This is a genomic window from [Haemophilus] ducreyi, from assembly GCF_900109315.1.
Taxonomy (GTDB): Bacteria; Pseudomonadota; Gammaproteobacteria; order Enterobacterales; family Pasteurellaceae; genus Haemophilus_B; species Haemophilus_B ducreyi.
The window spans coordinates 29,935-43,418 of record NZ_FOJC01000001.1 but is presented as its reverse complement, the minus strand read 5'-3'; the positions used below and the strand labels follow the sequence as shown (position 1 = coordinate 43,418).

The following is a 13,484-nucleotide window of genomic DNA, read 5'->3' as shown; positions in this document are numbered from 1 at the left end:
ATTCTGCATAATATGCGAATGCTAAATAAGCGATGAAATTTGCGCAAAATAATACAAATTAAACCGCTTAAAGCTATTAACCAACAGGAGAAAACAATGTCAATCAAAGGTGATATCGGCGTTATTGGCTTAGCCGTAATGGGACAAAACTTAATTTTAAATATGAATGACAACGGCTTCAAAGTTGTTGCATATAATCGTACTACATCAAAAGTAGATGAATTTTTAGCGGGCGAAGCAAAAGATACCAACATAATTGGCGCTTATTCTTTAGAAGATTTAGCCGCTAAATTAGAAAAACCACGCAAAATAATGTTAATGGTACGTGCAGGCGAAGTCGTTGATCAATTTATCGATGCTTTACTACCACATTTAGAAGCAGGCGATATTATTATTGATGGTGGTAACTCTAACTACCCTGATACCAACCGCCGTACTATAACGTTAGCCGAAAAAGGCATTCGTTTTATAGGGACAGGCGTGTCAGGCGGTGAAGAAGGTGCCCGCCACGGTCCGTCTATTATGCCGGGCGGTAATGAAGAAGCTTGGCCATTCGTCAAACCTATTTTACAAGCAATCTCCGCCAAAACAGATAAAGATGAACCTTGTTGTGATTGGGTTGGTAAAGAAGGTGCGGGTCATTTTGTTAAGATGGTGCACAACGGTATAGAATATGGCGATATGCAATTAATTTGTGAAGCTTATCAATTCTTAAAAGATGGCTTAGGTTTAAACTATGAAGAAATGCACGCGATCTTTGCAGATTGGAAAAATACCGAGTTAGATAGCTACTTAATCGATATCACCGCAGATATTCTTGCATATAAAGATGCAGATGGTGAGCCACTCGTTGAGAAAATTTTAGATACAGCCGGTCAAAAAGGAACAGGTAAATGGACGGGCATCAATGCATTAGACTTTGGTATTCCATTGACGTTAATTACTGAAGCGGTCTTTGCGCGTTGTATTTCTGCCTTTAAGGATCAACGTGTTGCCGTATCACAATTATTCAACAAAACCATTACTCCTATATCAGGCGATAAAAAAGAATGGATTGAAGCAGTCCGAAAAGCATTGTTAGCTTCGAAAATTATTTCTTATGCACAAGGTTTTATGCTGATTCGTGAAGCATCAGAAAACTTTGAATGGAATATTAACTATGGTGCCACTGCGTTATTATGGCGTGAAGGTTGTATTATTCGTTCTGCCTTTTTAGGTAATATCCGTGATGCCTATGAAGCGAGCCCAGGTTTAGTGTTCTTAGGTTCAGATCCTTATTTCCAAAATATTTTACAATCCGCAATGGCAGATTGGCGTAAAGTAGTGGCTAAATCCATTGAAATAGGTATTCCAATGCCATGTATGACCGCTGCAATCACATTCTTAGATGGTTACAGCTCAGAGCATCTGCCTGCTAATTTATTACAAGCACAACGTGACTACTTTGGCGCGCATACTTATGAGCGAACGGATAAACCACGTTGTTCATTCTTCCATACAAATTGGACAGGCCGTGGCGGTAATACAGCTTCAACGACTTATGATGTTTAGTCAATATTAATGCATAAGAAAGCCTCTCAATTGAGAGGCTTTTACTTGCATAAAATAAACCAAATTTATCCGCTATTGCTCGTTTAGCAACGTTTTATCTGACTTATCCCCATTCACTTTTGCCGTTTTTTGTTCAAGTTTAGTCGTTGTTAATGGCTGGCAAGTATAATCTGCATTGGCAAATTCACTGCGCCTTTTCCCCAAAAAAAATTGACGATATTGTTCAACCCATAATGCGGTAGCACCACAAACAGCAACAGGCATCACAACCAAATTTAAAATAGGTAAGGCAATAAAAAGGCTAACTAAACCGCCAAAGGTAAAATTGATCATTTTATGTTGTGCCAATGCATTACGCATACGTTTAAAACTGATTTTATGGTTATCAAATGGATAATCACAATACTGAATGGCCAACATCCATATACCAAATAAAAAAGCCAAAACAGGCACAATTGTTTGCCCTAACACCGGCACAAAACTCAATAAAAACAAAGCCAATAAACGAGGCAAACTATACATCATTTTCTGCCATTCACGTTTTAACATGCGCGGAACATCTTTTAATAAAGCCATTGCACTCATTTCACTAAGTGCTTCGCCCGTTAGTTGTAGCTCTACTTTTTCAGCTAATAATGCATTGAAAGGCGCAGAAATAAAATTAGTTATCGTAGTAAACGTGAAATAAAAGACCATAAGCAGTGATAATACTGCCATCGGTACTAATACAAAAGTTAACCAACCAAGCCAACTTGGCATAAAGCTAACTAATTGATCTGTCCAAGCCACGATGTTATTCAAAAAAAACCAAAACAACGCGATCATTAAGACACTATTAATTGCCACAGGAATAATTACAAATGGTAATAACTGCCGCTGTAAGATCAGTTTCCAACCATAAATAAAATAGTGAAAACCTAATCCTAACTGATTATGTGATTTATAAAATTCAATTGACATAGATAATCTACCTTTTTTGCTCAAAATTCTTTAATAAATATGTTAAGCTAGACACCTAATTTTCGCAAATAATCAAATTTAAATGTTGTCGGTTATCTAAGAGGACCTTATGGAACTGCATATTATTTTCTTAATTTTAGGTGGATTACTCATCGTCTTACTTGCAGGCTTTAGCATTTACTCGGCTCGCCGTGAAAAATCACGTATTTTTTCTAATACCTTTACTACTCGCCAGCCAGCTACGCCAATTAAAAATATCGTGACCGATGTGCCAGCTACGTTAGATCCACTCCAATATGGACAAAATCCAGTTCCGACTGAAAATGAATCAGAAACAGGCCATTCGGTACAAATCCAACAAGAAGTGGAAAATTCACTGCGTGAAATTAAAATTAATTTACCGGTTCAAGAAACGGCAGAATATACACAAACGCCACTCAATACGCCTATTTATCATAATCAACCTGCACAACCTACTTTTCTACAAACCACTCCACCGATTGAGCCGCTTACTATTCCAACCGTCGAGCCAATTCAACCCGAAACCACTTCTGTGTTAGAACAATCATTAGAAGAATTAGAACGCCAAGCGTCAGAAAGAGAATTAGATATTTATTCCGATGCTTCTGTGCGCATTGAGCTAGCCAAAAATTCTATACAAACGCCTATAGAAGAAGTTGCCCAACCTGATTCCACGGTTATTACGCAAAATAATATTATTACCCTGTATGTCGTTGCGCCAGAAGGGCAACAATTTGATGGCCATTATGTAGTGCAAAGCCTTGAAGCACTTGGCTTCCAATTTGGTGAATATCAAATCTATCATCGCCATCAACATTTAGGGAATAATGATACTCCTGTAATCTTTAGTGTAGCCAATATGATGCAACCGGGTATTTTTGATTTAAATAACCTTGATAGCTATGCAACAGTGGGATTAGTTTTATTTATGCATTTACCGTCAGAAGGTAGTGATTTAGTTAACCTAAAACTAATGCTTAAAGCGACCGAAAATCTAGCTGAAGCATTAGGTGGCTTTATTTTAAATGAACAACGTGAACTATTTAATGAAACAGATCACCAAGCCTATTTCGCTCGTGTAAGCTAGTCTACTATTTAGCCTATTTTTGCGCTTAAAGGACCGCTTCAATAAGCTGTCTTTTTCATAGAGAACTCAACTATGCCACTATTTTCACAATTTGAGCTTAGCAATAACATTACTCCAACACAGCTTGAAGCACTACGTGATCAATTACGTGAATATGAATATCACTACCACGTTTTAGACAATCCACTCGTGCCAGATGCAGAATATGACCGCTTGATCAACCAATTAAAAAATATTGAGCAACAATATCCTCAATTAATCACGCCGGATTCCCCCACACAACGGGTAGGAGCAAAACCCTTAGCAGGGTTTGCACAAGTCACGCACGAAGTGCCGATGCTCTCACTAGATAATGCTTTTTCTGAAACTGATTTAGACAGTTTTCTACGCCGTATAGAAAATTATCTCTCTCTAGATGCCAATCAGCTCACTTTCTGTTGTGAACCCAAATTAGATGGCTTAGCGGTCAGTATTTTATATATTGATGGCGTATTACAACTAGCCGCCACACGTGGTGATGGCACAACCGGTGAAGATATTACCGCTAATGTTCGCACCATTCGCAATATTCCATTAAAACTTAAAATGGCTAATCCGCCCCATCGTTTAGAAATACGCGGGGAAATATTTATGCCACTAAAAGGCTTTAATGCGTTAAATCAACGCGCCTTAGCCAAAGGCGAAAAAAGCTTCGCCAATCCGCGAAATGCAGCAGCAGGCTCATTACGCCAACTTGATCCACAGATTACTCGTCAACGACCATTGATGTTGAATGCCTATGGCATTGGCGTATATGAGTCTAACGATCAACGATTACCTACTAGCCATTATGCACGGCTAGAATGGTTAAAATCGATTGGCATACCGGTCAATGCTGAGATTCGGCTTGCACGAGGTTATCCTCAATTATTGGCGTTCTATGCTGATATTCAAGCTAAAAGAGCAAATCTCGGTTATGATATTGACGGTACTGTCTTAAAAGTGAACGATATTACTATTCAAGAAACACTTGGTTTTATTTCTCGTTCCCCTCGCTGGGCAATTGCCTATAAATTTCCAGCACAAGAAGAAATGACCATTTTAAAAGATGTAGAATTCCAAGTGGGTAGAACAGGTGCCATTACCCCGGTAGCAAAGCTTGAGCCAACTCTTGTAGCAGGCGTGACCGTCAGTAATGCTACCTTACATAACGGCGATGAAATTGAACGTTTAGGCGTAGCGATTGGCGATACCGTGATCATTCGCCGTGCAGGCGATGTTATTCCACAAATTATTGGTATTGTGGCTGATCGTCGCCCGGCTAATGCAAAAAAAATCGTTTTTCCAACCGCGTGTCCAGTCTGTCATTCTGCCGTTATTCGAATAGCTGGCGAAGCCGTTGCACGTTGTACAGGCGGATTATTTTGCCCAGCACAACGCAAAGAAGCACTTAAACATTTTGTATCACGTAAAGCAATGAATATTGATGGCGTAGGTGAAAAATTAATTGAGCAATTAATGGCACGTGAACTCATCCATACTCCCGCCGATCTATTCAAACTCGATCCACTCAGCCTAATGCGTTTGGAACGGATGGGAGAAAAATCTGCTCAAAATGCATTAAACAGTATCGAAAAAGCGAAGCATACCACCCTTGCTCGATTTTTATTTTCATTAGGTATTCGCGACGTGGGCAAAACAACCGCGCTAAACTTAGCTAATCATTTTGGGAGCTTGGAAAATATCCGAACCGCTAACGTTGAACAGTTAAAAGAAGTGCAAGATGTCGGTGAAGTAGTGGCTAATCACCTAGTTTGTTTTTGGCAAGAACAACATAATGTTGCAGTAGTCGAAGAATTAATTGCACAAGGCGTACATTGGGATAATATTGTACAACTTGAAATTGCCGATAATCCACTGAAAGATAAAAATGTAGTATTAACGGGTACACTCACACAATTTAGTCGTGATCAAGCCAAAAAATTGCTACAACAGTTAGGATGCAAAGTATCTAGTGCAGTATCAACCAAAACTGATTTTTTGATTGCCGGTGAAAAAGCGGGCACTAAGTTGACTAAAGCAGAACAACTTGGCATTCGTATCTTAGACGAACGAGAATTTTCAGATTTAATTAAGCAACTTGAATACGACTAGATAAAAACGCATAGAATACAAGCGGTTGATTTCGCTAACATCTGCCTAAAAGAGGAACACATATGGCTATTTTAGTAACAGGCGGGGCAGGTTATATTGGCACCCATACCGTAGTAGAATTATTAAATGCAAATAAGGAAATTGTTATATTAGATAATCTGTCTAATTCCAATCAAATTGCCCTTGAACGCATACACACCATTACTGGCAAACACGCTAAATTTTACTTAGGCGATATCCTCGATCGAGCTATTTTACGCAAGATTTTTGCCGAACATCAAATTGATGCGGTCATTCATTTTGCGGGTTTGAAAGCCGTTGGCGAAAGCGTGTCTGAGCCATTACGCTATTACCAAAATAATGTAACCGGTTCGATTATTTTACTTGAAGAAATGTTAACCGCGGGTATTAATACCATTGTATTTAGTTCTTCTGCAACCGTTTATGGCGATCCCAAAACAATCCCTATTGTTGAATCTTGCCCCGTGGGGCAAACCACTAATCCTTACGGCACATCAAAATATATGGTGGAACGTATTTTAGAAGATACCGTAAAAGCAAATCCACAATTCAGTGCGGTTGTGTTACGCTATTTTAACCCGATAGGCGCACATCCAAGCGGTTTGATTGGTGAAGATCCAAATGGCATTCCAAATAATTTATTGCCTTATATTAGTCAAGTTGCCATTGGCAAACTACCGCAATTATCCATATTTGGCAACGATTACGATACAGCAGATGGCACCGGTATTCGCGATTATATTCACGTTGTTGATGTCGCGATTGGCCATTTAAAAGCATTAGACAAACATCATTTAGAAAGTGGCTTTCACGTGTATAACCTTGGCACGGGCACCGGTTATTCTGTATTAGATATGGTCAAGGCGTTTGAAACGGCTAACCATCTTCAAATACCTTATCAAGTGGTTGATCGCCGCCCTGGCGATATTGCCGTTTGTTATTCTGAACCACGTAAAGCCCGGCAAATGCTCAGTTGGAAAACGGAACGTAATCTTGAACAAATGATGAAAGACACGTGGCACTGGCAAAAAAATAATCCAAACGGTTATCATGATTAAGCATTAAAAATCAGGATAAATAATCTATTTTCACCATCTTTTTCACAATAAAGAGGAAATATGACCGCATCTAAACCATCAATTTGGCAACAATTACTGACTAAAAATATGTTGCTTTGTATTTATACCGGCTTCTGTTCTGGCTTACCATTATTTGTGCTAATTCAATTAATGCCCGCTTGGCTCACATCTGCTCACTTAGATATCAAAACCATCGCGGCGTTTACCCTCACATCATTACCATATACTTGGAAATTTCTATGGGCTGCTTTATTAGATCGCTATGCTCCACCTTTTTTAGGACGTCGCCGTAGCTGGATTTTCCTTGCTCAAATAGGTTTATTCATCATTTTAGCTAGCCTTGGCTTTTTCGATCCGGTGGCAGATATTCAATTAATTACTATACTAGCGATTATTTTAGCCTTTCTTTCTGCAACACAAGATATTGTGGTTGACGCTTTCCGCCGAGAAATTTTATCCGACAATGAACTTGGCTTAGGTAATTCCATTCACGTCAATGCTTACAGAGTCGCCGGTTTAATACCGGGTGGTTTATCACTTTTCCTTGCTGATCATTATGCATGGGATACCGTTTTCTTAATTACGGCTACTTTTATGTTGCCGTGTTTAATTATCACGCTCGTCACCACGGAGCCAAAACATACGCCGATTGATCGCAGTCAACCTTTTTATATGGCCTTTATGAATCCATTTAAAGAATTTTTCCAACGCAAAGGAGTAGCCGGTGCATTGGGGCTAATTCTATTTATTTTCTTATATAAATTAGGTGATTCATTAGCAACTTCATTACAAACCAAGTTTATTTTAGATATGGGCTTCACAAAATCACATATCGCAGCCGTAGTAAAAACAACATCATTATGGTGTAGCATAACTGGCGGTATTCTTGGTGGTATCGCAATGCTAAGACTAGGTATTAATCGAGCACTTTGGCTATTTGGGTTTGTGCAAATGATCACGATTTTAGGCTTTGCTTATTTGGCAAGTTTTGGCGCATTCCCAACCGCTTCGATCGGCACTACAGAACTATTGAAACTTGCACTTGTGATGGCAGGAGAATATTTAGGAGTCGGGTTAGGCACGGCGGCTTTTGTAGCATTTATTGCAAAGGAAACCAATCCCACTTATACCGCGACGCAATTGGCGATTTTTACTAGCCTTGCTGCTTTGCCAAGTAAATTTCTAGGCGCTTATACAGGCCATTTAGTAGAAGCATTCGGTTATTACCAATTCTTTTGGATTTGTTTTTTTGTTGCTATCCCTGGTATGTTAATGTTATTTAAAGTGGCAGCTTGGAATGAAACAAGTTCTATCAGCAAATAAAAACACCTTAACTGACATACGTACAAAAAATTTGCAATTTAGGGCGGTAATCGGTAAGGTTATCCCCTTATTTTATTTTCATTTTTAAAGAGGTTTTTCCATGAAAGTTATCCTATTAGGTGCACCCGGCGCAGGTAAAGGCACACAAGCACAATTCATTATGCATAAATTTGGTATCCCACAAATTTCAACGGGTGATATGTTCTGTGCAGCAATTAAAGAAGGAACAGAATTAGGTAAACAAGCAAAAGCATTAATGGATCAAGGAAAATTAGTGCCTGATGATTTAACGGTTGCATTAGTAAAAGATCGTATCGCTCAACCAGATTGCGCCCATGGCTTTTTATTAGATGGTTTCCCACGTACTATTCCACAAGCCGATGCATTAAAAGATGCCGGTGTAAAAATTGATTTAGTTCTAGAATTTGATGTTGCTGATGAAGTCATTGTAGAACGGATGAGTGGCCGCCGTGTTCATCAACCTTCAGGGCGAACATACCATATCATATACAATCCACCTAAAGTAGCAGGTCAAGATGATATTACTGGCGAAGAATTAATCACCCGTGCTGACGATAAAGCTGAAACGGTATTAGAACGTTTAGCCGTATATCATCAACAAACAAAACCGCTTATTGCTTACTATATTACTGAAGCCGAAAAAGGCAATACGCGCTATGAGCGTTTAGATGGCACTAAACCGGTTGAGCAAGTCAGCGCTGAATTAGCTAATATTTTCAACCAATAAACCCCGTTTTTATCTATAAAGTAGATTGAGCTGTTAAATATATCAAGCTCAATCTCCCTTCTGATTAGAAACTTACTCAATATTTTTGCTAAAAAAGATTTCCATTACACGTCACTACCACCTAACTTGCTTGATCTATGACAGAAAATTCAACAAATTTTGCAAAACATTGCAAAAAACGACCGCTTTATTTTTCCGTAAACTATTAATTTACTGTAGAATAAGCAAAATTTTCGATTGAAAATCAAAGTATGGATCTTGTAAAAAGAACTCTTTGATCCTTAGCCATAACATGAGATCATAAATGAGCAAAAAACTTTTAATTATGGCAGGCGGTACTGGAGGCCATGTATTCCCTGCAATCGCCGTTGCACAAGAACTACAAAAACAAGGCTGGCAAATCTGTTGGTTAGGTACCAAAGCTCGAATGGAAGCAGAGCTTGTACCCCAATACAATATCCCCATTGAATTTATCCAAATTTCAGGGCTCAAGGGCAAAGGTGTTCTAGCATTAATCAAAGCCCCTTTTAGTATTCTAAAAGCGGTATTACAAGCACTTAAGATTATAAAAAAATACCGCCCTGATGCTGTATTAGGTATGGGAGGCTATGTTTCCGGATCAGGTGGAATTGCAGCAAGGCTATGCAATGTGCCCATCGTTTTACACGAACAGAATGCAATCGCGGGCTTAACAAATGTATGGCTAGCCAAAATTGCAAAACGTGTCTTACAAGCATTCCCAACAGCTTTTGCTAAAGCAGAAACCGTTGGTAACCCCGTTAGAAAAGACTTATCTGAATTATTAGATCCGGCACAACGTTTTAAAGCACGTGCCACAGCTGAACCTTACCCGCTTAATATTTTAGTTATGGGCGGCAGCCAAGGTGCTAGGATTATCAATCAAACAATACCAGAAGTCGCAAAAGCACTCGGCAATGCTATTTTTATCCGCCATCAAGCCGGCAAAGGGAATTTACGAACCATTTCAGATGTGTATAAACAAGCCGATAATGTGAGCGTAACCGAATTTATTGATGATATGGCAGAAGCATATAATTGGGCTGATTTAGTTATCTGCCGTTCCGGTGCATTAACTGTTTGTGAAATAGCCGCTGCGGGGCTTCCGGCTATTTTTGTACCTTACCAGCATAAAGATCGCCAACAATATTTAAATGCAACCTATTTAGCCAATGTAGGCGCAGCTATTATTGTTGAACAACCTGATTTTACTGCTCAAAATTTATTAAATATATTACAGCCTTTAATAAAGGATCGCCAAAAACTAACTGAAATGGCGATTAAAGCACATACCAAAGCAACGCCCAAAGCGGCTCAACGAGTTGCGGAAGTTATTATAGAAGTCAGCAAATAATATATCCTTTCAGCAAAACATAGAAAAATAAGAAATGAAAAGCTATCAAGATAATATTAAAAAATTAGTTCCAGAGATGCGCCGTGTTAAGCAAATTCACTTTGTTGGCATCGGCGGTGCGGGTATGAGTGGCATTGCCGAAGTGTTATTAAATGAAGGCTATCAAATTTCAGGATCGGATATTGTCGAAAGTATTGTCACTAAACATTTGGCTGACGCTGGCGCAAAGATCTTTATTGGCCATCAAGCTGAGAATATTGCCGGCGCTAGCGTGGTAGTCGTGTCTAGCGCTATTGAGGAAAATAACCCTGAAATCACCGCTGCAAAATCTGCTCGTATTCCGGTTATCCAACGCGCGCAAATGTTAGCTGAAATTATGCGTTTTCGTCATAGTATCGCAGTGGCTGGTACACACGGTAAAACGACCACTACTGCAATGTTATCCATGATTTATACTGAAACCGGTTTAGATCCAACATTTGTTAACGGCGGCTTAGTTAAATCAGCGGGTAAAAATGCACATTTAGGTGCAAGCCGTTATCTCATTGCAGAAGCAGATGAAAGTGATGCTTCCTTTTTACATCTACAACCAATGTTATCCGTTGTGACGAATATTGAACCGGATCATATGGATACTTATGGTGGCGATTTTGAACAAATGAAAACCATTTACGTAAAATTTTTACGTAATTTGCCGTTCTATGGATTAGCCGTGATGTGTGCTGACGATGATGTGGTTATGGAAATTGCACATCAAGTTGGTCGCCAAGTGATTAGCTACGGTTTTAATGCTAATGCTGATTATCGTATTGAAAACTATCAACAAACCGGTTTTAAAGGTCACTACACCGTTATCTGCCCAAATAATGAGCGCTTGGATGTAGTATTAAATGTACCGGGCCATCATAATGCCTTAAATGCAACCGCGGCATTAGCCGTCGCTAAAGAAGAGGGTATCGCAAATGAAGCTATTTTAGCAGCATTAGCCGATTTCCAAGGAGCAGGACGTCGTTTTGATCCGCTAGGAACATTTAAACGACCAAATGGAACTGTGATGCTGATAGATGATTATGGCCATCACCCTACAGAAATCGCAGTCACTATTAAAGCGGCTCGACAAGGTTGGAAAGGCAAACGAATTGTGATGATTTTCCAACCTCACCGCTATTCACGTACACGTGATTTATTTGACGATTTTGTTAATGTGCTATCCAAAGTAGATGTCTTAATTATGCTAGATGTATATGCAGCAGGTGAAACCGCAATTGTTAAAGCAGATAGCAAAGCATTATGCCGTTCTATTCGAAATTTAGGTAAAGTCGATCCTATTTTAGTTTCGGATACAAGCCAGTTAGGTGAAGTTTTAGATCAAATTATTCAAGATAATGATTTAATCCTAGCACAAGGTGCCGGTAACATCAGTAAACTTACCCGCAAATTGGCTGAAGATTGGCAAGCATAATCAAAGGAACTCATCATACATGAATATTAAGAACGAAAAAATTGCGGTGTTATATGGCGGTACTTCACAAGAACGTGAAGTGTCTCTACACTCAGGTGCAGCAGTCACAGAAGCATTAAAAAGCCTAGGTTACAATGTAGAAGGTATTGATACAAAAGATATCGCTATCGAGAAATTAAAGGAAAAAGGCATTCAGCGAGTCTTCAACATCCTACATGGCGGAATAGGTGAAAATGGTGTATTACAAGGCGCTTTAGAACAAATGGGGATTCCATACACTGGTTGTGGTGTAATGGCTTCAGCTATCACATTAGATAAATTCCGTACCAAATTATTATGGAATGCTGTTGGTTTACCCACAGCAGATATGGTAGTAGTGCAACGAGGACAAGCGTTCGATATTAATCAAATTATTGCAAAATTAGGTTTACCTGTTTTTGTCAAACCATCAAGTGAAGGTTCAAGTGTTGGCGTTTTCAAAGTCAAAACAAAAGAAGAATTACTGCCCGCGATTACCGCAGCACTGGAATTTGATACTATCGTATTAGTAGAAGAATTTTTGACCGGTGCTGAATATTCAGTCCCTGTTTTAGATGGCGAAGTTTTACCTGCGGTGCAAATCATTCCTGATGGTGAATTTTACGATTATCACGCTAAATACCTTTCCGACAAAACCCAATATATTGTGCCCGCATTAACTAATGAACGGCAAGCAGAAGTCGCCAAAATAGTCAAAGCCGCTTATGATGTTGTTGGTTGTCGTGGTTGGAGTCGAGTTGACGTGATGGAAGATCAAAACCAAAATTTTCGTTTAGTAGAAGTCAACACTAATCCTGGAATGACTAGCCATAGCATTTTTCCTAAATCTGCTGCTACAATGGGTATTTCATTTGAAAAACTAGTTGAACGAGTATTGGAGTTAAGCATCTAATGGTATCAAGCTCACGCAAGAAAACGACATCTTCGGTACGTTTTAAGCCATCATATACAAAATCAACCGCTTCATTTAATAGATTAGTATTCATTAACCCATTGATTATGCTACTATTAATGATAAGTGGGTTTTTCATTTATACTCCTTGGCAAAGTTGGCTAGAAAGTTTAGATAAAACACCGATTCGGAGTTTTGCACTCACACATAAAACTCGTTTTACTCACAATGCAGATATTCGAGAAAAATTATCAATTGAACCGGCTTTGAAAGGATACTTTGGTCAAGATATCCAACTAATAAAACAAAAATTGCTAGAAATGCCTTGGGTAAAAGATACGATTGTTCATAAGCTATATCCTGATCGTCTCAGTATTACTTTATTAGAACATAATCCTGTTGCGTTATGGAATAATAGTCAGTTATTATCTGATCAAGGCATAGTATTTAGTGTTCCTAAAGGACGGATAGATAAAAATGACTTGCCTATCCTATATGGGCCTGATACAGAAGGAAAAATAGTACTTGATGCATGGAATAAAATTAAAGCGGACTTAAAAGCACGAAATCTTGACTTATATTCAGTAATGGTTGATAAGCGGGGTTCTTGGACAATTAAATTATCAAATAATATTGAATTGCGACTAGGTCGAGGTAAATGGTCTCCCAAAATCGACCGCTTTGTAACCATTTTCCCTGAAATTGATATCCCTGAAGGACAAAAATTAGCTTACGTCGATCTGCGCTATGAACATGGTGCCGCAGTGGGATTTATTCCGATTAACAAATAACTTTT

General features: G+C 38.9%; 11 protein-coding genes. 10 read left to right on the top strand and 1 reads right to left on the bottom strand.

All coding sequences use genetic code 11. From position 1 onward, the window contains the following. Positions 1–96 precede the first annotated feature (96 nt). A complete protein-coding gene (gene gnd, locus BMX01_RS00215; protein WP_064082075.1) occupies positions 97–1,551 on the top strand; it encodes a decarboxylating NADP(+)-dependent phosphogluconate dehydrogenase in 1,455 nt (484 codons plus the stop codon). A 72-nt stretch (positions 1,552–1,623) separates the two neighbouring features. Here the strand turns inward: gnd and cysZ are convergent, their stop codons facing one another. Beyond that, positions 1,624–2,511 (bottom strand): sulfate transporter CysZ, encoded by an 888-nt coding sequence (gene cysZ, locus BMX01_RS00210; protein WP_064082076.1) that lies wholly within the window; start codon positions 2,509–2,511, stop codon positions 1,624–1,626. A 109-nt stretch (positions 2,512–2,620) separates the two neighbouring features. Here cysZ and zipA point away from each other — a divergent pair, with 109 nt between their 5' ends. The 9 genes from zipA to BMX01_RS00165 all read left to right on the top strand — a co-directional run bounded on the left by zipA (position 2,621) and on the right by BMX01_RS00165 (position 13,479). Next, positions 2,621–3,619, top strand: coding sequence for a cell division protein ZipA (gene zipA, locus BMX01_RS00205; protein ID WP_064082077.1), 999 nt, complete (start codon positions 2,621–2,623; stop codon positions 3,617–3,619). Between the two features lie 72 nt (positions 3,620–3,691). Further along, on the top strand, positions 3,692–5,752 hold the full coding sequence (gene ligA / locus BMX01_RS00200; RefSeq protein ID WP_064082078.1) for an NAD-dependent DNA ligase LigA: 2,061 nt from the start codon (positions 3,692–3,694) through the stop codon (positions 5,750–5,752). A 62-nt stretch (positions 5,753–5,814) separates the two neighbouring features. Continuing rightward, positions 5,815–6,831, top strand: coding sequence for a UDP-glucose 4-epimerase GalE (galE, locus tag BMX01_RS00195; protein ID WP_074647565.1), 1,017 nt, complete (start codon positions 5,815–5,817; stop codon positions 6,829–6,831). 60 nt (positions 6,832–6,891) lie between these two features. Continuing rightward, on the top strand, positions 6,892–8,175 hold the full coding sequence (locus BMX01_RS00190; protein ID WP_064082080.1) for an AmpG family muropeptide MFS transporter: 1,284 nt from the start codon (positions 6,892–6,894) through the stop codon (positions 8,173–8,175). Between the two features lie 100 nt (positions 8,176–8,275). Next, positions 8,276–8,923 carry an adenylate kinase gene (gene adk / locus BMX01_RS00185; RefSeq protein WP_064082081.1) on the top strand — a complete coding sequence of 216 codons (648 nt, stop codon included), beginning with the start codon at positions 8,276–8,278 and terminating at the stop codon, positions 8,921–8,923. A 304-nt stretch (positions 8,924–9,227) separates the two neighbouring features. After that, a complete protein-coding gene (gene murG, locus BMX01_RS00180) occupies positions 9,228–10,295 on the top strand; it encodes an undecaprenyldiphospho-muramoylpentapeptide beta-N-acetylglucosaminyltransferase (RefSeq protein ID WP_064083343.1) in 1,068 nt (355 codons plus the stop codon). A 34-nt stretch (positions 10,296–10,329) separates the two neighbouring features. Further along, complete coding sequence (gene murC, locus BMX01_RS00175; RefSeq protein ID WP_064082083.1) at positions 10,330–11,757, top strand: UDP-N-acetylmuramate--L-alanine ligase; 1,428 nt, start codon at positions 10,330–10,332, stop codon at positions 11,755–11,757. 19 nt (positions 11,758–11,776) lie between these two features. Next, positions 11,777–12,688 carry a D-alanine--D-alanine ligase gene (locus tag BMX01_RS00170; protein WP_064082084.1) on the top strand — a complete coding sequence of 304 codons (912 nt, stop codon included), beginning with the start codon at positions 11,777–11,779 and terminating at the stop codon, positions 12,686–12,688. Continuing rightward, positions 12,688–13,479, top strand: coding sequence for a cell division protein FtsQ/DivIB (locus BMX01_RS00165; RefSeq protein ID WP_064082085.1), 792 nt, complete (start codon positions 12,688–12,690; stop codon positions 13,477–13,479). The genes BMX01_RS00170 and BMX01_RS00165 overlap by 1 nt, the downstream gene beginning before the upstream one ends. Positions 13,480–13,484 lie beyond the last annotated feature (5 nt).